Below are 17,547 nucleotides of genomic sequence, written 5' to 3'. Positions count from 1 at the left end.
CCGCCACACCTTTCCACAGGCGGCGGCGCCGAAAAAGCCGTTTCAGGCGTTCAGGTAGGCCAGCACGGCGAGCACGCGGCGGTGGCCGCTGTCGCTGGGCGGCAGGTCGAGCTTCAGGAAGATGCTCCCGATGTGCTTGCTGACGGACCGCTCCGTGATGACGAGGGTCTTGGCGATGGTGGCGTTGTCGTGGCCCTGCGCCATGAGCGCGAGCACCTCGCGCTCGCGCGGGGTGAGCCCCTGCAGCGGTGAACGGCGTGTCATGAGCTGGGAGACCACCTCCGGGTCGAGTGCGGTGCCGCCGGCGGCGACGCGTTGCAGCGCGTCCAGGAACTCCTCGACGCGGCCGACCCTGTCCTTGAGGAGGTAGCCGATGCCCTGGGCACCGCCCGCCAGGAGCTCGGTCGCGTACGTCTCCTCCACGTACTGGGAGAGGACGAGCACCGGCAGGTCGGGCAGCGCCTTGCGCGCCTCGATCGCGGCCCGCAGGCCCTCGTCGCGGAAGCCCGGCGGGAGCCGGACGTCGAGGACGGCCACGTCGGGCCGGTGCGCCAGCAGGGCGGGCACGATCTCCGGACCGGTGTCGGCGACGGCGACGACCTCGTGCCCGTCGCTCGTCAGCAGCAGGACCAGCCCCTCGCGCAGCAGGGCGTTGTCCTCCGCGATCACGATCCGCACGGCAGCTCCACCTCGAGTGTCGTTCCCGCGCCGACGGGGCTGTCGACCCGGGTGTCGCCGTCCAGCGCGGCGACCCGGCGGCGGATCCCGGCCAGCCCGCTGCCGCGGGCCGGATCCGCGCCGCCCTTCCCATCGTCCCGCACGATGATCCGCAGCCGGTCACCGTCCCGGCGCAGTGTCACCTGGGCCGCGGCGGCGCCGCTGTGCTTGGCGATGTTGGTCAGGGCCTCGGCGACGACGAAGTAGGCGGCCGCCTCCACCGCCGCCGGGACGCGGCGTTCCGTCCCGCCGACCTCCAGCTCGATCTCCACGGTGATCGGGATGTGCTGCCCGGCGGCGAGGGCGCGGACGGCACCGGGCAGGCCGCGGTCGGACAGGATCGGCGGGTAGATGCCCCGGATGACGGTGCGCAGCTGGGTCAGGGCGTCCTCGATCCCCTCCCTGGCCTCCAGGAACAGCGCGCGGGCGGCCCCCGGATCGGCGTCGAACCGCCGGTCGGCGAGGCCGAGCCGCAGCGCGACCGAGACCAGCTGGGCCTGCGTGCCGTCGTGCAGATCGCGTTCGATGCGGCGCAGCTCGGCGCCGTGGGCCTCCAGTGCCTCCGCCCGCGTCTCGGTCAGCTGTTCGACCCGTTCGGCGAGGCTGACCCCGCGGGTCGGCCCGAGCAGCTTGGCGGCGATCCACGCCTGCCACCGTGCCAACCGCGGCACCAGCCACCACAGGGCCAGGATGTTGATGCCGGCCTGCAAGAACGGCATGGTCAGCGCCTTGTGCCAGCTGTCCAGGACGATGAACGCCGACTGCGAGCCTTCCGGCGCCGCCCACCACCACAGCGGCAGGGACAGCGAGAAAAGGATCGACGGCCACAGCGCGACGGCCATCACCCCCGCGAGCAGCCCGCCGTAGCCGTGCAGGACCATCCACGCCAGGTCACGCCAGGTGGAGGGCGTGCGCAGGAGCGCGAAGCCCTGCTCGAACGACGTGCCGCGCGGCGGCGCATAAGGCTCGGGGATCTCGTGGCCCAGCACCCGGGCCACCCTGCGCCGTTCGGCACTGGTCAGGGCCCGCAGCGGGCGGGCGACCTCCGGCAGCCAGGGAATGGCGATCACCAGGATCGACAGGAACGCCACGAGCGGAAGAAGGCAGGTGCCGAGGAGCGCGGGAAGCGCGGTGCGCAGGCCGCCTGCCAGGAAGGTGGTGGCGTCCCTGCTGCGTCTCAGCGCGTACTTCATGGCCTTCTCTAGTCCCATATCGCAGCTCACGTTAGGGGACCGTTCAGACCCGCCGGAATGGCACCCGCTCCCCGGCTCGTGGTGTAGCTGGCTACACCTCCGATCCGGGGGTGCGAGCCCATGTGGCCGACCGTCTCCGGACCCTACGTTCGACCAGGTGAGAGAACGGTCGAGAGCGAGAGGGAACATGACGACATTGATGTCGCAGGCGGCTGAGGCGACGGCCTATGCGGTGCGGATGGAGGAGGTCACCCGGTCGTACGGCTCGGTGACGGCGCTGCGCGGCGTCTCCAGGGCGTTCCCGCGCGGCGGCTTCACGGCCGTCATGGGGCCGTCCGGCTCGGGCAAGAGCACGTTCCTGCACTGCGCGTCCGGCCTCGACCGCCCGACCTCCGGCTCGGTCCTGATCGGCGGCACCGACATCGGCCGCCTCAGCGAGGCCAAGCGGACCCGGCTGCGGCGCGAACGGATCGGGTTCGTGTTCCAGTCGTTCAACCTGATCCCGTCCATGGACGTCGAGCAGAACATCACCCTCCCGCTCCATCTCAGCGGCGCGCGCGCCGATCCACGGTGGCTCGCCGAGGTCGTGGGACGCGTCGGGCTCACGGACCGGCTCCGGCACCGGCCGTCCGAGCTGTCCGGTGGGCAGCAACAGCGGGCGGCCGTCGCGCGAGCCCTCATCACCAGGCCCGAGGTCGTGTTCGCGGACGAGCCCACGGGAGCCCTCGACCCGCGTTCGGCGCGTGACGTGCTGGGCTTGCTCCGCGAGGCGGCGGACCAGACCGGGCAGACCGTGGTGCTGGTGACGCATGACCCGATGGCGGCCGCATGGGCCGACTCGGTGCTCTTCCTGCGGGACGGCGAGATCGTCGCCGAGCTCGCCGACCCCACCCCCACCACCGTGATGGCCCACTGGGAGATCTTGTGAAGCCGCCGAAGGGCGCCCTGGCGGGCGTGTTCGTGGCGTTGGTGTTCGCCGCCGCGCTGGTCGGTTCGTGCGGCGTGCTTCTGGAGTCCGCGCTGCGGGCGCACGCGCCGGTGGACCGGTACGAGGCGGCCGCGGCGGTCGTCACCGGTGAGCAGTCGGTCTCGGTCCGGCAGAAGCGGGCCGGGTCGGAACCGGAGAAGCAGACGCGGCCGCTGACCGAACGCGCCCGCGTCCCGCTCGCGGCTGCCGAGCGCCTGCGAGCCGTGCCGGGTGTGCGGGCGGTCATCGCGGACGTGTCGTTTCCCGTGCTGACGGCGTCGGGCGTGACGGTCACCGGCCATGGCTGGGATTCGGCGGCGCTCCACTCCTACGAGCAGGGGTCCGGCCGTGCCCCGCAGGCGCCGGACGAGGTCGTGCTCGACACCGTCACGGCGGCTCGCGCGCGAGTGGCGGCGGGCAGTGTGATCGGGCTCCAGACGACCGGTGCTCCCCAGCCGTTCCGGGTCACCGGGCTGGTCAAGGCGGGCGGTCCGCCCGGCGCGTTCTTCGCACCGCAGGCAGCGGCGGCGCTGAGCGGTCACCCCGGGCAGGCGGACGCGCTGGCGGTGATCGCCGGTGGACGCGTGGACACCGCCGCGCTGAAGAAGGCCGCCCCGGGACTCATGGTGAAGACGGGCGCCGCGCGGGGAGACGCCGAGGACCTGACCGTGCGGGCCGCACGCCCCGACATGATCGATATGGCCGCCTCGTTCGGCGCGGTCGCCGTGATGACGGCGCTGGTGGTCGTCGGGGGTCTGATCGCCCTGTCGATCCGGGAACGCGGCCGCGAGTTCGCGTTGCTGCGCGCCGTCGGCGCCACGCCCTGGCAGGTCCGTGGCCGGATCATGCGGGAGACGCTCCGGACGGCCCTGCCCGCAGGGCTGCTCGGCGGCCTGCTCGCACTGGCGCTCGGCGCCGCGATGCACCGGGCCATGGTGGCCAGGGACGTGCTCCCGGACGGTTTCGGGCTGTCGCTCAGCCCGCTGCCCGCGCTGGCCGCACTGCTCATCAGCCTGCTGACAGCGATCCTCTCGGCGTTCTTCGCCTCGCTCCGCGCCACCCGCATCCGGCCGGTCGAGGCGCTCGGCGAGGCGGCCGTCGAGTCGGGCTCGCTGCCTCGCTGGCGGGTCGTCACGGGTGTGGTGTTCCTCGTCCTGGGGGTGAACGCGCTCGGCGTCTCGACGCTGGCGAGCGGATCGGCCGCCGCCGCCTCGATCGGCGGGCTGGTGATCACGCTGATCGTGGCGACCGCGCTCCTCTCCCCGCTCATCGCGCGGCGCGGCGGGCGCGTGTTCGGCCGGGTCCTGCGCGCCGCGGCACCCGTGGCCGGGCGGCTCGCGGACATCAACATCGGCGCGGCGGCGCTGCGGCTCGGCTCGGTCATCACGCCGGTCGCGCTGGCGGTCGCGTTCGCCGGGGTGCAACTCTTCGCGCAGTCGACGTCCGTCCGCGCGACGGAGGTGCAGGCGGCCGAAGGGGCGCGCGCGGACCGGATCGTCGTGCCGAAGGGTCCGGGACTGCCCTCCGGCGTGCTCGACGCCGTGCGGAGCACTCCCGGCGTGCGGGCCGCGACCGCCGTCAAGCAGACCACCGTCGTGATGTCCGTCAGGGAACTCGCGGAGAACAACCTCCGCTCGCTCTCCGCCAAGGGCGTCAGCCCCGAGGGGATCACGCAGACGATGGACCCGGGCGTGACGAAGGGCTCTCTCGCCGACCTCCGCGGCCCCGGCACCGTCGCGCTCAGCGAGAGCGTCGCCGAAGGCATCCGGCTGGGTCAGGAGCAGAACTTCTGGCTCGGAGACGGCACCCCGATCAAGGCCCGGGTCGTGGCGATCTACGAGCGCGGCCTGGGGTTCGGTGACGTGCTCCTCCCCCGCGCCACGGTCGCCGCGCACACCACGACGCCCCTGGACGACCACATCCTCGTACGGGGCGACGCGGATCTGCGCCCCGCCCTCGCCCGCCACGCCGGAGCCGGGGTCATCACGCAGGACGCCTTCGGCGCGCAACAGTCCGAGGAGCTCCGGCTGCAAGGCTTCATGAGCTACGTGGTGGTGCTGGCCATCTGCGGGTTCATCGTCATCGGACTGGTGACGACGCTGGCACTCGCGACCGCCTCCCGGCGCCGCGAACTCGCCCTGCTCCGCCTGGTGGGCGCGACCCGCCGCCAGGTACTGCGGATGCTCCGGCTGGAGGCGGCCATCATGCTCGGCGTCGGGCTGGCCGTCGGAACCCTGATCGCCGGAGTCACGCTGCTGGCGTTCGCCACCGCCGTCACGGGCCTGCCGCTGCCCGCCGTACCGCCGCTGACCTTCGCGGCGATCCTCCTGCTCGTGGCCGGCCCCGGTGCCGCCGCGATGCTCCTGCCCGCCCGGCCGATGGTGCGCCGGAGTCCAGAATCCAGCTGAAAGCGAGAGACGCCAAGTACCTCTACAGGTGAGGCCGACCGAACCCTGCGGCCCCGTCCCCTGACCGTGCCTTGCGCCGTTAACATCTCCGGAGTGCCAAGATCCCTGTTGGCACTGATGTGTACCGGAACGGCGGAAATGGACGACCTCGAGCTCCGGCGGTCCCTGCCGGGCAACCTGCCCCAGCTGTTCGCTGACGACCAGGTCGAGCGGGCGCTGGACGTGGCGCTGCCCGCCGGGGACGTGGTCTGGCCGGACCCCGGCTACCCGCAGCGCCAGATCCTGCTGCGCCCGGCGTTCTGGCTGAGCGACGAACCGGTCACCGGCGAGCTGTGGGCGGCGCTCCGCGCGGCGCACCCGCGGTCCGGGCTGTGGCCGGTGCTGCTGGACGAGACCGACCAGCCGTGGGCCGCGGGGCAGATCGCGCCCGAACCGGTCACCGACATCGACAACTACCTCCCCAGCGCGTTCATGTCCGAGGTCTGGGCCGACTGGGCGGAGCAGACCGCTGACGAGGACCACGACGACCTGGCGCCGTTCGGCCGCGACTGCCCCGGCCCGGCGCAGCGCGGCGCCTCGCTGGACGACCCGGGCGCCGTGGCCGACCGCCACGCCCGCGCCCTCGCCCCCCGCGGGCTCTCCCTCGGCCTCGTCGCGGTCGAGCGCAGCGCCGACGTCCTCGCCGCCATGGGATGGCAGGGCGCGCTCAACCACAACGAGTGGACGGCGCCGCTCGCCGCCGTGGTCCGCGGCTGGGAGGACCGGTTCGGGGCCCGCGTCGTCGCGATGGGCTTCAACACCCTGGAGCTGAGCGTCGCCTCACCACCCGTCAGCGCCCGCCACGCCCTGCACGTCGCCGCCGAGCACTGGGCGTTCTGCCCCGACATCCTCTTCCAGGGCCCCGGCACCCTCGGTGGCTACGCCGAGGAGATCCGCGGCAAGACCCACTGGTCGTTCTGGTGGGACTGACCGCTTGACCGGGATTAACGGCTTGATAACGACGCGATAGCGCCCCCTCCTACGGTCGTTCCGACTGATCCGTCCAAGGAAGGGGCACCATGGCACGACTTCGCACGATCGGCGCCGTCGCCGCGGTCGCGGCCGCGACGGCCGCCGGCAGCGTGGCCGCCGGCGCGCCGGCGCAGGCCGCCATGAAGGACTGCAAGCGCGGCTACTTCTGCGCCTGGTCCAACACCTCCGCCCAGAGGTTCGCCGACAAGCCCGATTGCAAGTGGTGGAGCGACGGCTGGAACTGGAGCGGCAAGTGCGCGGACGGCACCCGCCACCGCGCCAACGCCATCTACAACAACGGCAAGAAGGGAGCGGGCGCCGCCCACGTCCGCGTCTACGACAAGGCCGGCGGGAAGGGCAGCTGGGCCTGCATCAAGCCCGGCCACGCCTGGAACCTGACACGCATGGTGAAGTCCAGAAAGGGATGGGTCCATGTCCACCGGTGGACGTGGGGCCCCAAGAAGGACCAGCCCATCATCTACAGCGGCATCGACTCCCACAAGTGGGTCTGGAAGTGCTAGCGCCACCCCCTGACCGCTGAGGCCCGCCGGATGCCAGCCCGGCGGGCCTCAGCGCTCAGCAAGCGGTGTTCAATGGATGCTCGGGTGGCCAGTTGTTCCACTCCTGTCTAATATTTCGCGGCAGGGGAAGATCGGAGGCGCCCGCCTCCGGACGGCAGGCCATGAGGGGACGGCAGCCAGGTGCGGATCAGGGCCAGGACGAGGGAGCGCCGCGTGCTGCCCGGCGGCCGGGTGCTCCCGGTGGTCATCGGCACCGCCCTGCTCGCCACCCTGATCGGCGACGTCACCATGATCATCCTCGACCGGCAGGGCGAACCGGACGGACCCGCCAAGGCCGATCCCGGCGAGCTCGTCTCGGTCTCGGGAGAGGCCATGGGTGTCCCGGCGGTCGCACCGCTCACCCGGCGCCTCCAGCCCAGCCTGCTGATCGCCGGGACCGGCTCGCTGCCGCCCACGGTGGTGGAGCGCACGCGCCGTATCAAGGGCGTCGCCGGGGTCACGGTCGTCGACGCGGCCCGCGCCCAGGTCGGCGGGCGGCGGGTCGGGCTACTCGGCGTGGACCCGTCCGCGTTCCGCGCGTTCGCGCCCAAGCAGTCCGCCGAGTCCGACCAGCTCTGGCGCACCGTCGCGACCGGTGGGCTGGCCGTGTCGTTCACGCTGAGCCGGGAGGGCACGCTGCCGCTCGGCGGCGTCGTGCAGGCGGGCAGCACCGCCAAGCCCGGCCAGGTGCGGATCTCCGCGTACGCCTCGATGGGGATCAGCGACGTCGACGCGGTGGTGTCCCGGACCCAGGCGCGCACCCTGGGCATGCCGGACGGCAACGGGCTGGTGATCAGCGCCCCCAAGGCCGACCGCAAGAAGCTGTCGAAGGCGCTCAAGCGCATCCTCCCGCGCGGCACGAAGATCGCTCCCATCGCGCCGCAGACGTCGCCGGTCACGCCGGCCGGCCTGCGCCGGCAGCCGCAGGTGAGCGGCCGCCCCGACGGCGTCACCGGCAACCGGTCGACCATCACCGGCAACATGATGACGCCGACGATGAGCAAGGTGGTGACGGAGCTCGACGGCATGTTCGGGGCGTTCCCCGTCATCGGCTGCTTCCGCAACACCGGCGACCCGCAGGACCACGCGCTCGGCCGCGCCTGCGACTTCATGGAGACCACCACGGGCCGGATGCCGAGCGCCAGCGCGCAGCGCCACGGCGACCAGGTCGCCCAGTACGCGATCAGCAACGCCCGGCGCCTGGGCATCTCCTATGTGATCTGGAAGCAGCACATCTGGAACATCAGGTTCCCCGGCTGGCGCAAGATGGAGAACCGCGGCAGCCTGACGCAGAACCACTTCGACCACCTGCACATCTCGGTGCTGCGCTGACCGATCACAGACGTTCGAGCTCGCACCAGACGGCCTTGCCCTCGCCGGTCCGGCGGACGCCCCAGCGGCGCGCCAGCCGGCCGACCACGTGCAGGCCCCGCCCGGACTCGGCCATGCCGTCCTCGCAGCGGCGGATCCGCGGGCGGCCGTCGGTGCCGTCGAAGACCTCCAGCACGAGCCCTTCCTCGCGGACCAGCCGCAGGGTGATCTGCCCGTCCGCGTGCCGGATCGCGTTGGTCACCAGCTCCGAGGCCAGCAGCGTGGCGGAGTCGGACAGCTCGCCCAGGCCCCAGCGGTCGAGCCGGTCGCGGATCAGCCCGCGGGCGCGCCGCGCCGCCGCGGGATCGGCGGGCAGGTCCCAGGTGACGTGGTCGTCGGCCGGGATGCGGCGCAGGCGCGCCACGAGCATCGCGATGTCGTCCCGGTGCTGGTCGTCGTACACGCCGTCGAGCGCGGCCTGGCACAGCTCCTCCAGCGGCCGGGCGGCGGCGCCGTCGCCGAACGTGCGGCGCAGGCGGGCCAGCCCGTCGTCGATGTCGCGCGAGCGGTTCTCCACCAGGCCGTCGGTGTAGAGCACCAGCAGGGCGCCGTCCTCGACGGTGAACTCGCGGCTGACGATCGGCCCCTCGCCCACGCCCAGCGGAGGCGCCGGCGGCACGTCGAGGTACGTGGCCTCGCCGCCGGGCAGCACCATGAGCGGCGGCAGGTGCCCGGCACTGGCGGCCTCGCAGCGCCCGCTGACGGCGTCGTACACCACGTAGGCGCAGGTGGCGAAGTGCGGCTCGCGCTCGCCGAGCGTCCGCATCAGCAGGTCGAGGCGCTCCAATGCCTCGGCGGGCGGCAGGTCGAGCCCGGCCAGCGTATGGATCGCGGTGCGCAGCCGGCCCATGGTCACCGCCGCGCGCACGCCGTGCCCGGCCACGTCGCCGACGACCAGGACCACCCGCCCGCCCGGCAGCGCGATCGACTCGTACCAGTCGCCGCCGACCTCGATGAGCCGGCCGCCGGGCAGGTAACGGTGGTGCACCTCGACCGTCGCCGGCGCCGACAGGTCGGTCGGCAGCAGGCTGCGCTGCAGCGTGAGCGCGGTCGCGCGCTCCCGTCCGTACCGGCGCGCGCTCTCGATGAAACGTGCGGCGCGCGAGGCGAACTCCATGCCGATGTCGATGTCGTACGCGTCGAACGGGCGGTGCGCGACGCTGCGCGTGCAGACGAAGAAACCGAGCGTCGCGCCGTCGGCGATGATCGGCAGGAGCAGCATCGACGCGCCCTTGAGCAGCTCGGCGACCGGCGGGCGGCGCCACGCCTCGGCGATGCGGGCCGCGCCCTCGTCGGCGAGCCGGGCGAGGACCGGGCGCCCGCCGTCCATGCACTGCACGTACGGGGTGCCGGGCGGGTAGGTCAGCACCTCGCCGGTCGGGAACGCCGCGTCCCACGCCTGGTCGCCGTCGTCGAAGGAGACCGCCATGCGCCGCAGCACGTGCGATCCGTCCTGCGGCTGCTCGGGCGACTCGTCGGCGGCCACCAGGCTCTCCAGCAGGAGCAGCCCGCCCGCGTTGCAGAAGTGCGGGACGAGGATGTCCATGAGCCCGCGGGCCAGCTGGTCGAGGTCGAGCGTCGCGCCGATGCGCGGCAGCGAGTCCTCGAGCAGCGCGCGGCGGATGACCGCCGGGTCGAGGAACCGGTCGGGCAGCGGCACCGGGACGCGGATGACGGCCAGCGCCGACAGGTCGGGGTCGCCGCCGCTCATCGGATGCACGGTGATGACGGCGTCGTGGGTCGTGCCCTCCCCCGTCTCGATCGCGAGCATGGCCGAGGTCTCGCGCCCGGCGGCCACCGCCGCCAGGAGACGCTCCAGTGCGCCGTCAGCCCCTCCGACGATCATGTCGCCGAACGGAGCGCCGCACAGATCATCAGGATTTCTGGCAAGAACTGCCGCGGCGTTGCGGTCGAACTGGAGTATTTTCCCCGACGAATCCATGCCGACAATCAGAATTCGGGTGGAGGACTCCATCGCTCGATTATGGGGCATTTGCCGTCGCGATGCGGCAGATACGGGCATGAACAAGGTCGCCATCGTCAGGCCAGTCCCATGGGGGCATTCCGCAGGGCCGAATCGAAGAGCTGCTCGCCGAGCGCGCCCGAGAACGGTGCGCGGAGGTCCACTGGTCGCACAGAGTTTCGGGAATCCGGGAGAACACCGGCGATATCCAGGTGGAATTCGATTCTGCCGGCCCAGGAGTCAGGGGCGGCCGAAGACCTGGGGTGGCGGGACGGGAGTTTCGATCGCGTCGCCGTCGTGCATGGGGGCGGCGCCCGCGATGAAGGCGGTGAGGTCGCCGCCCTCGATGAGGCGGGCCTGGACGAGGCCGCCGGCGGCCCGGCGGGTGAGCTGCGCGGTGGGCAGGGGCGTCCGGGAGGCGGCGATGATGAGGTTGCCGAAGCGGCGGCCGCGCAGGACGCCGGGCTCGGCCAGCACGAGGGTGTGGGGGAAGACCGAGCGGACGGTGGCGGCCATGCGTCGCGCGAACGGCAGGCGGAAGCCGTCCGCGACGTTGATCAGGTAGACGCCGCCGGGGCGCAGCACGCGGGCCACGTCGTAGGCGAACTCCTGGGTGGCGAGCTCGACCGGCATCGAGGCCTCGGCGAACGCGTCGAGGACCGCGAGGTCGTCGGCGGCGTCGGCCAGGGCGGCGATGCCGGCCCGGCCGTCCACGATGCGGATCTTGAGCCCGGGCACGTTCTTGACGGGCAGCTGCTCGCGGACGAGCTGGACCAGCCGGCCGTCGGGTTCGAGGACGACCTGGCGGGAGCCGGGCCGGGTCGCGGCGATGTAGCGGGGCAGGGTGCAGGCCGCACCGCCGATGTGCACGGCGTCGACGGGCTCGTGGTCGAGGCCCAGGCAGTCGATCACGTCGCCCATGAGGCGCATGTACTCGAAGTCGAGGTAGGTGGGGTCGGCCAGGTCCACGTAGGACTGGGGCACCCCGCCCACGCACAGCACCCAGCCGCCGTCGCGGTCGGCGTCGCGCAGGAGCTCGGCTTCGCCGTTGACGATCGGGTAGCGATCCGCCTGCGGCTCCCGCTGCCCCTTACGCCCCATGGGTTCAGTTTAGTCGGCTGGCCGCGATCACCGAGGTGATCCCCGCGCCGGTGGTGACGAGGCGCTGGTACTCGGGGCGGCGCAGCTCGCCGCCCATGAACGGGTGCGGGTTGCGGTGGACGGCGGGGCTGTCGGCCTCGGTGAGGGCGGCGAAGTGGATCTCTTTGACTCCGGTCTCGTTGACGATGCGCGCCACGTTGCGTTCGGTCACGCCGCCGCCCGGCATGACGACGATGCGGTCGCCCGCGCGGCGGACGAGCTCGGCGATGAGCGGGGCCCCTTCGAGCACGCTCACTTCCTGACCGGAGGTGAGGACCCGGTCGACGCCGAGGTCGATCAGGGTCTCGAGTGCCGTGAAGGGATCGGCCGCCATGTCGAAGGCGCGGTGGAACGTGACGGGGAGGCCCCCGGCGGCCTTGAGGAGACGGGTGGTGACCGCGCGGTCGACCTCACCCTCGGGGGTCAGCGCGCCGATCACCACGCCATGGGCACCCGCCTCGCGGGCGAGGGCCACGTCGTGCTCCATCGCGTCCACCTCGTGGGCGTCGAAGATGAAGTCACCGCCGCGCGGACGGATGATGACGTGCACGCGGATCGACGAGACCGCCGCGACGGCGGCGCGGACCGTGCCGAGGCTCGGGGTGATGCCGCCGTCGAACAGCGCGGCGCACAGCTCCACCCGGTCGGCGCCCGCCTGTTCGGCGGCGATCGCGCCCTCGACGCTGTCGATGCAGATCTCGTAGGTGAGGCTCACTTACTTCCCTTCTGTCGTACGGATTCGGTTGTACGGATCTCGCCCACGACACGGCCGCCACCGAGGATGGGCACGGCGGCCAGCTCGGCGGCGGCCGGGGTGACGGCCGCGCCGAGAGCGGCGAGGGCGTGGACGGCGATGGCGGTGGTGGCGCGGGGACTGCCATCGATGACCTTGACGGCGACGGCGTGGCCTTCGGCGGTGGCGGCGATGAGGACGCCCTCCGCGCCGCCCTTGACGACGGAGCCGGGCAGGGCCTTCATGAGCTCTGTGTTGAGGTGGCCGGTGCCGCCGACGTACTCGGGGTACTCGCGCATCGCGTCGGCCACCGCGCGGTAGGGGCCGTTCTTGGCGAGGACGAGGGACTGCGCGGCGCGCGCCAGCCCCGTCAGGGTGAGACCGAAGAGCGGGGCGCCGCAGCCGTCCACGGCGACGGGCGCGGGCCGTTCTCCCGCGGCGTCGGCCATCGTGGTGCGGACACCCTGCTGGAGCGGATGGTTCGGGTCGAGGTAGGTCTCCACCGGCCAGTCGTTGACGACGCACGCAGCGAGCATCGCGGCGTGCTTGCCTGAGCAGTTCATGCGTTCGCGCGACTCGTCGGGCTCGCCGTCGCGAATGAGCGCCGCGCGCGTACGCTCGTCCTCGGGCGGGGTCGCGGGGCACTGCAGCGCGTCGAAACCGAGCCCCGCGTCGGCGAGGATCGCGGCAACGGTCTTCACATGGAAGTCCTCACCGGTGTGACTGCCCGCCGCGATCGCGAGCCGGTCGCCGGTGAGCGGCGCGTCCGCCGTCAGGCACGCGAGCGCCTGGAACGGCTTGGTCGTGGAACGCGGGAGCACGGTTCCATGCACGTCGCCGCGCGCATGGGCGAGGCTGCCGTCAGGCGCCAGCCCCGACACGCTCCCGTAGTGCACGCTCTCCACGAAGCCGTTGCGCACGACCTCGGCCAGCACCTCGTACTCGACCGGCATTGCGTTCCTCCACAGTGCGGGCGACCTTCGACAGCGTCGCGTTGATCACCAGGTAGACCAGCGCGATGACCAGGTAGGTCTGGATGAGCAAGTGGTTGTAGTTGGCGAGCACCTTGCCGCTGTAGAGCAGCTCGGCATAGCTGACGACGAAGCCGAGCGAGGTGTCCTTGACCAGTCCGACGGACTGGCTGATCAGCGACGGCAGCACCCGCCGCGCCGCCTGCGGCAGCACGATCATCCGCATGGCCCGGCCGCGGGTGAGGCCGACCGCGAGACCCGCCTCCAGCTGCCCGCGCTCGACCGACTGGATGCCCGCCCGGAAGATCTCGGCGAACGCGGCGGCGTTGGACACCGACAGCGGCACGACGAGCTTCCAGAACAGCGGCATGTCGAGCCCGTACTTCGGCAGCGCGAACAGCACCACGTACACCAGCAGCAGCGCCGGGATGGTCCGTACGACCTCGACGTACGCGGCGGACGGCAGACGCACCCACCGGCTGGGCGACAGGCGGCCGAGCGCGAGCACGATGCCCGCCGCCATCGACAGCGCGATCGCCACGACCGCCGCGAACGCGGTCGACTTCAGCCCGTCCAGCAGGTACCGCCACATCGGCCAAGTGCCGTACGGGCGCCAGCGGTCGGCCGCGAGCTGCCCGTTGTCGGCGAACTGCCGCAGGGCCAGCCCGAGCAGCGCGAGCCCGGCCAGGACCGTCAGCACGGTCGCGACCCGGATCCGGCGGCGGGCGCGCGGGCCGGGTTCGTCGAACAACACCCTCGCGGCGCTCATCGCAGGATCGCCAGCTTCCGTTCGAGGGCGCCGGTGGTCAGCCCGGCGCACGCGGACAACGCCATGTACAGCAGGCCCGCCGTCACGAAGATCCAGATGGGCTGCGCCTCGGCCAGGTTGACCCGGTTGGCCGCGGCGGTCAGCTCGACGACGCCGACCGCCGCCGCCAGCGCGGTGTTCATGATCGTCATGATCGCGATGTTGCCGAGCGGCTGGACCACCGTGCGCAGCGCCTGCGGCAGGATCACCATGCGGAGCGACTGGGTGAAGGTCAGGCCGAGCGCGCGGGCCGCCTCACCCTGCCCCACCGGCACGGCGTTGATGCCCGACCGCACCGCCTCCGCCATGTACGCGCCCTGGTAGAGCGAGATCACGATCACGGCGGTGGTGAACAGGCCAGCCATCACCCCGATCTCGGGCAGGCCGAAGACGGCCAGCACGAGCCACACCAAGAGCGGGATGTTCTGCAGGGTCTCCACGTAGGCGGTGCCCGCGGCGCGCAGCGCGGCCACCGGGCTGACGCGCATCGCGGCCACGATGACACCGGCCACGAGCGCGCCCGCCAGCGAGAGCAGGGTGAGCTCCACGGTGATCAGCAGCCCGTCGCCGAACTCGCCGAGATGCCGGGTGATGACGTCCATCCAGTTCCCTACCAGCCTTTACAAGCCTGTACCTGTCGCCTGCCGGGCCCTTACTCGGAGCCGGGCGCCGAGCCGATGGCGGGCGGCTGGGGCGCCTCGCCCTGCACGACCGTGCCGATCGAGTTCTTCCAGACCTTGGCCCACAGGCCGGACGCCTCGATGTTCTTCAGCCACTCGTTGACGAACTGCTTCATCTGCGCGTCGCCGTGCTTGAGGCCGATGCCGTACGGGTCGCTGGTGAACGGCTTGCCCTGGATCTGGATGGTCGGGTCCTGCTTGGCGGTGGCGAGCAGCACCGCCTCGTCCTGCACGTAGGCCTGGCCCCGCCCCTGCTTGAGCGCCTGCACGCACTCGGGGTCACTGCCGAACGTGACGATCTTGGCGTCCGGCGCGGCCTTCTTGATGGCCGGGATCGCCGGGGTGTTGGCACCCGCGATGACGGTCTTGCCCTTCAGGTCCTCGGGCTTGAGGATGCCGGTCTCGCCCTTCTTGGTGGCGATGACCAGGCCGGAACTGTAGTACGGCCCGGCGAAGGCGACCTGCTTCGCACGCTCGGGGGTGATGCTGTAGGTCTGGAAGACGACGTCGACGGTCCCGTTCGACAGCAGCGCCTCGCGCGTCTCGGACGCCGAGTTGACGATCTTCACCTCGGGCTTGCCGATGATGTACTTGGCCAGCAGCCGGCCGAAGTCGGCGTCCAGTCCCTCGACCTTCTTGGTCGCCGGGTTCTGCTGGGACAGCAGCGGCGCGTCGAGCGAGCCGCCGACAATGAGCCGGCCGCGCTTCTTGATCTTGTCCATCGTGGAGCCGGCCGGGATGTTCGTGGCGACCGGCGCCGAGGCCGTGAGGTCCTCCTTGTCACCGCCGGTGGCGGCGCCGGGCACGGCTGAGGAGGTCGAGTCGTCGCTGGAGCAGGCCGCGAGGCCCGCCAGCGACAGCGCGGCGGCCGCGGCCACCCCGGCATGCCGCAGAGCGGCTCCTCGAAGAGCAGGACGCCGCGGAGCGGGACGCCGCAGACCCGGGAGGGTTCGCACCATGATCAACAACCTTTCTGGAACAGCCCTGAATCAGTGGCTGAGAACCTTGGCCAGGAAGTCCCGGGCCCGGTCGGTGGCGGGTGAGTCGAAGAACGCCTCGGGCGTGCCGGTCTCGACGACCTCGCCGTCGGCCATGAACACGACCCGGTCGGCGACCTTGCGGGCGAAGCCCATCTCGTGGGTGACCACGACCATCGTCATGCCGTCGCGGGCCAGTGAGGTCATGACGTCCAGCACCTCGCCGACCATCTCGGGGTCGAGCGCCGAGGTGGGCTCGTCGAAGAGCATCGCCTTCGGGCGCATGGCCAGTGCCCGGGCGATCGCCGCGCGCTGCTGCTGTCCCCCCGACAGCTGGGCGGGGAGCTTGGCGGCCTGCTCGCCGATGCCGACGCGGTCGAGGAGCTCGTGCGCGGTGCGTTCCGCCTCGGCACGGCCCACGCCGCGCACCTTCATCGGCGCGAGCGTCAGGTTGTCCAGCACGGTCTTGTGCTGGAAGAGGTTGAACGACTGGAAGACCATGCCGACGTCGGCCCGCAGCCGGGCGAGCTCGCGCCCTTCGGCCGGAAGTGGCCGCCCGTCGATGCGGATCTCTCCCGACGTCGGGTTCTCCAGCCGGTTGAGGCAGCGGCAGAGCGTCGACTTGCCGGACCCGGACGGGCCGATCACGACCACGACCTCGCCCTTGGCCACGTCGAGGTCGACGTCACGGAGGGCGTGCACGGAGGTAGGGCGCGAATCGCCGAACCGCTTGTTCAGACCGCGAACCTCAATCATTTGGTCTCCAGCGCCCTAACTTTCTTCGATATCGAAGGTAGTGAGGAAGATAGAGCCCAAAATCGGACCAAGTCAATACATTGCTGGGCAAAGTAAGTTCGTGCTATTCATCTGGGATGCGCATCAGAGACGACGGACCGGCGGCGCTCGTCCGGCTCGTGGCCACCGGCCAGGCCGAGTCGCGAGCGGACCTCGCCCGGCTCTCCGGGTTGGCCCCGTCCAGCGTCTCGCTCAGGGTCGAGGAGCTCATCGACGCGCAGCTGTTCGCCGAGGAGGGCGCGGGCGCGTCACGCGGCGGGCGGCGGCCCCGGCGGCTGCGGCTCGCCCGCGAGGCAGGCGTGTTCTTCGTCGCCGACCTCGGCGCCCATCACGCCCGCCTGGCCATCGTCGACCTCGCGGGCACCCCGCTGGCGTTGTCGGAACTGGCCTGCGAGATCGCCGTCGGCCCCGAGAGCACCCTCGACTCGGTCATCGGGCACCTGCGCGTCCTGGCCCGCGACCTGCAGGACGAGCTGGGCCTGGCCGACCTGCCGGTGCGCGGCATCGGTGTGGGGCTTCCCGGTCCGGTCGATCCGGCGACCGGCCAGGTGGTCTCGCCGTCACGCATGCCCGGCTGGAACGACTTCCCCGCGCGCGACTACGTGACCGAACGCTCGGGCCTGCCCGCACTCGTCGAGAACGACGCCAACCTCATGGCGGTCGGCGAGCACCGGCACTCCTGGCCCGGGCTCGACAACCTCATGGTGCTCAAGCTCGGCAGCGGCATCGGCTGCGGAGTCATCGCCGAGGGGCGCCTTCACCGGGGCCGGGGCGCCGCGGGCGACATCAGCCACGTGCGCATCCTGTCCGAGGCGACCGTCGACTGCTCGTGCGGACACCCCGACTGCCTGGAGGCGCACGCCAGCGGCGCGGCGCTCGCCGCCGCGCTCGCCGGGCAGGGCATCACCGTCGACCACCCGGCCGACATCGTCGACCTGGTCACCAACGGGGTCCCGCAGGCCACCAGCGCCGTCCGCAACGCCGGGCGGCTCATCGGCGACGTGCTCACCGCCCTCGTCAACTTCTTCAACCCCGACGCGCTGGTCATCGGCGGCAGCATGTCCAACGCCGAGCCGCTCATCTCGACCATCCGCGGCGTCATCTACGAACGCTGCCTGCCGCTGGCCACCCGCAACCTGGAGATCGTCACGTCCCGGACCGGCCGCGACGCCAGCATCCTCGGCGCCGGCCACCTGCTCCTGGACTCGCCCCTGTCGAACGAGTGGATCGAGGCCGCCGTCAAGCAGTGATTC

General features: G+C 72.0%; 16 protein-coding genes. 6 read left to right on the top strand and 10 right to left on the bottom strand.

Translation table 11 applies throughout. The features are described 5' to 3' along the window. Positions 1-42: 42 nt before the first annotated feature. The gene (locus F8566_RS42850) at positions 43-678 is read right to left on the bottom strand and encodes a response regulator (RefSeq protein WP_151568951.1); all 636 of its coding nucleotides are present in this window, start codon (positions 676-678) and stop codon (positions 43-45) included. Then, on the bottom strand, positions 666-1,928 hold the full coding sequence (locus tag F8566_RS42845; RefSeq protein ID WP_225994037.1) for a sensor histidine kinase: 1,263 nt from the start codon (positions 1,926-1,928) through the stop codon (positions 666-668). Before F8566_RS42845 ends, F8566_RS42850 begins: the two co-directional genes overlap by 13 nt. A 169-nt stretch (positions 1,929-2,097) precedes the next feature. Here F8566_RS42845 and F8566_RS42840 point away from each other — a divergent pair, with 169 nt between their 5' ends. The 5 genes from F8566_RS42840 (at position 2,098) to F8566_RS42820 (ending at position 8,188) form a co-directional block, all read left to right on the top strand. After that, complete coding sequence (locus F8566_RS42840; RefSeq protein WP_225994036.1) at positions 2,098-2,838, top strand: ABC transporter ATP-binding protein; 741 nt, start codon at positions 2,098-2,100, stop codon at positions 2,836-2,838. Continuing rightward, positions 2,835-5,285: an FtsX-like permease family protein gene (locus tag F8566_RS42835; RefSeq protein ID WP_192810151.1), complete on the top strand. Its 2,451-nt coding sequence runs from the start codon at positions 2,835-2,837 to the stop codon at positions 5,283-5,285. The genes F8566_RS42840 and F8566_RS42835 overlap by 4 nt, the downstream gene beginning before the upstream one ends. Before the next feature lie 138 nt (positions 5,286-5,423). Then, positions 5,424-6,254, top strand: coding sequence for a DUF4253 domain-containing protein (locus F8566_RS42830; protein ID WP_151568947.1), 831 nt, complete (start codon positions 5,424-5,426; stop codon positions 6,252-6,254). An 89-nt stretch (positions 6,255-6,343) separates the two neighbouring features. Next, positions 6,344-6,817: a peptidase inhibitor family I36 protein gene (locus F8566_RS42825; RefSeq protein WP_151568945.1), complete on the top strand. Its 474-nt coding sequence runs from the start codon at positions 6,344-6,346 to the stop codon at positions 6,815-6,817. 213 nt (positions 6,818-7,030) lie between these two features. Beyond that, complete coding sequence (locus tag F8566_RS42820; RefSeq protein WP_151568943.1) at positions 7,031-8,188, top strand: hypothetical protein; 1,158 nt, start codon at positions 7,031-7,033, stop codon at positions 8,186-8,188. A 4-nt stretch (positions 8,189-8,192) separates the two neighbouring features. Here the strand turns inward: F8566_RS42820 and F8566_RS42815 are convergent, their stop codons facing one another. From F8566_RS42815 to F8566_RS42780, 8 genes are all read right to left on the bottom strand, one after another. Then, positions 8,193-10,169, bottom strand: coding sequence for an ATP-binding SpoIIE family protein phosphatase (locus tag F8566_RS42815; RefSeq protein WP_151568941.1), 1,977 nt, complete (start codon positions 10,167-10,169; stop codon positions 8,193-8,195). A gap of 261 nt (positions 10,170-10,430) precedes the next feature. Continuing rightward, the gene (locus F8566_RS42810) at positions 10,431-11,291 is read right to left on the bottom strand and encodes a spermidine synthase (protein WP_151568940.1); all 861 of its coding nucleotides are present in this window, start codon (positions 11,289-11,291) and stop codon (positions 10,431-10,433) included. Between the two features lie 4 nt (positions 11,292-11,295). Beyond that, a complete protein-coding gene (locus tag F8566_RS42805; protein WP_151568938.1) occupies positions 11,296-12,045 on the bottom strand; it encodes a copper homeostasis protein CutC in 750 nt (249 codons plus the stop codon). Further along, positions 12,042-13,016: an asparaginase gene (locus F8566_RS42800; RefSeq protein ID WP_151568936.1), complete on the bottom strand. Its 975-nt coding sequence runs from the start codon at positions 13,014-13,016 to the stop codon at positions 12,042-12,044. Before F8566_RS42800 ends, F8566_RS42805 begins: the two co-directional genes overlap by 4 nt. Continuing rightward, a complete protein-coding gene (locus tag F8566_RS42795) occupies positions 12,925-13,803 on the bottom strand; it encodes an amino acid ABC transporter permease (RefSeq protein ID WP_151568934.1) in 879 nt (292 codons plus the stop codon). Before F8566_RS42795 ends, F8566_RS42800 begins: the two co-directional genes overlap by 92 nt. After that, positions 13,800-14,444: an amino acid ABC transporter permease gene (locus tag F8566_RS42790; protein ID WP_151568932.1), complete on the bottom strand. Its 645-nt coding sequence runs from the start codon at positions 14,442-14,444 to the stop codon at positions 13,800-13,802. Before F8566_RS42790 ends, F8566_RS42795 begins: the two co-directional genes overlap by 4 nt. Positions 14,445-14,494: 50 nt before the next feature. Next, on the bottom strand, positions 14,495-15,481 hold the full coding sequence (locus tag F8566_RS42785) for a glutamate ABC transporter substrate-binding protein (RefSeq protein ID WP_151568931.1): 987 nt from the start codon (positions 15,479-15,481) through the stop codon (positions 14,495-14,497). A 30-nt stretch (positions 15,482-15,511) separates the two neighbouring features. After that, positions 15,512-16,255 (bottom strand): amino acid ABC transporter ATP-binding protein, encoded by a 744-nt coding sequence (locus F8566_RS42780; RefSeq protein ID WP_151568929.1) that lies wholly within the window; start codon positions 16,253-16,255, stop codon positions 15,512-15,514. 116 nt (positions 16,256-16,371) lie between these two features. Here F8566_RS42780 and F8566_RS42775 point away from each other — a divergent pair, with 116 nt between their 5' ends. Next, a complete protein-coding gene (locus F8566_RS42775) occupies positions 16,372-17,544 on the top strand; it encodes an ROK family protein (protein WP_151568927.1) in 1,173 nt (390 codons plus the stop codon). Positions 17,545-17,547 lie beyond the last annotated feature (3 nt).

Source organism: Actinomadura rudentiformis (assembly GCF_008923185.1).
GTDB lineage: Bacteria > Actinomycetota > Actinomycetes > Streptosporangiales > Streptosporangiaceae > Spirillospora > Spirillospora rudentiformis.
The sequence above is the reverse complement of the archived record's forward strand: the minus strand, read 5'-3'. Positions and strand labels throughout refer to the sequence as shown.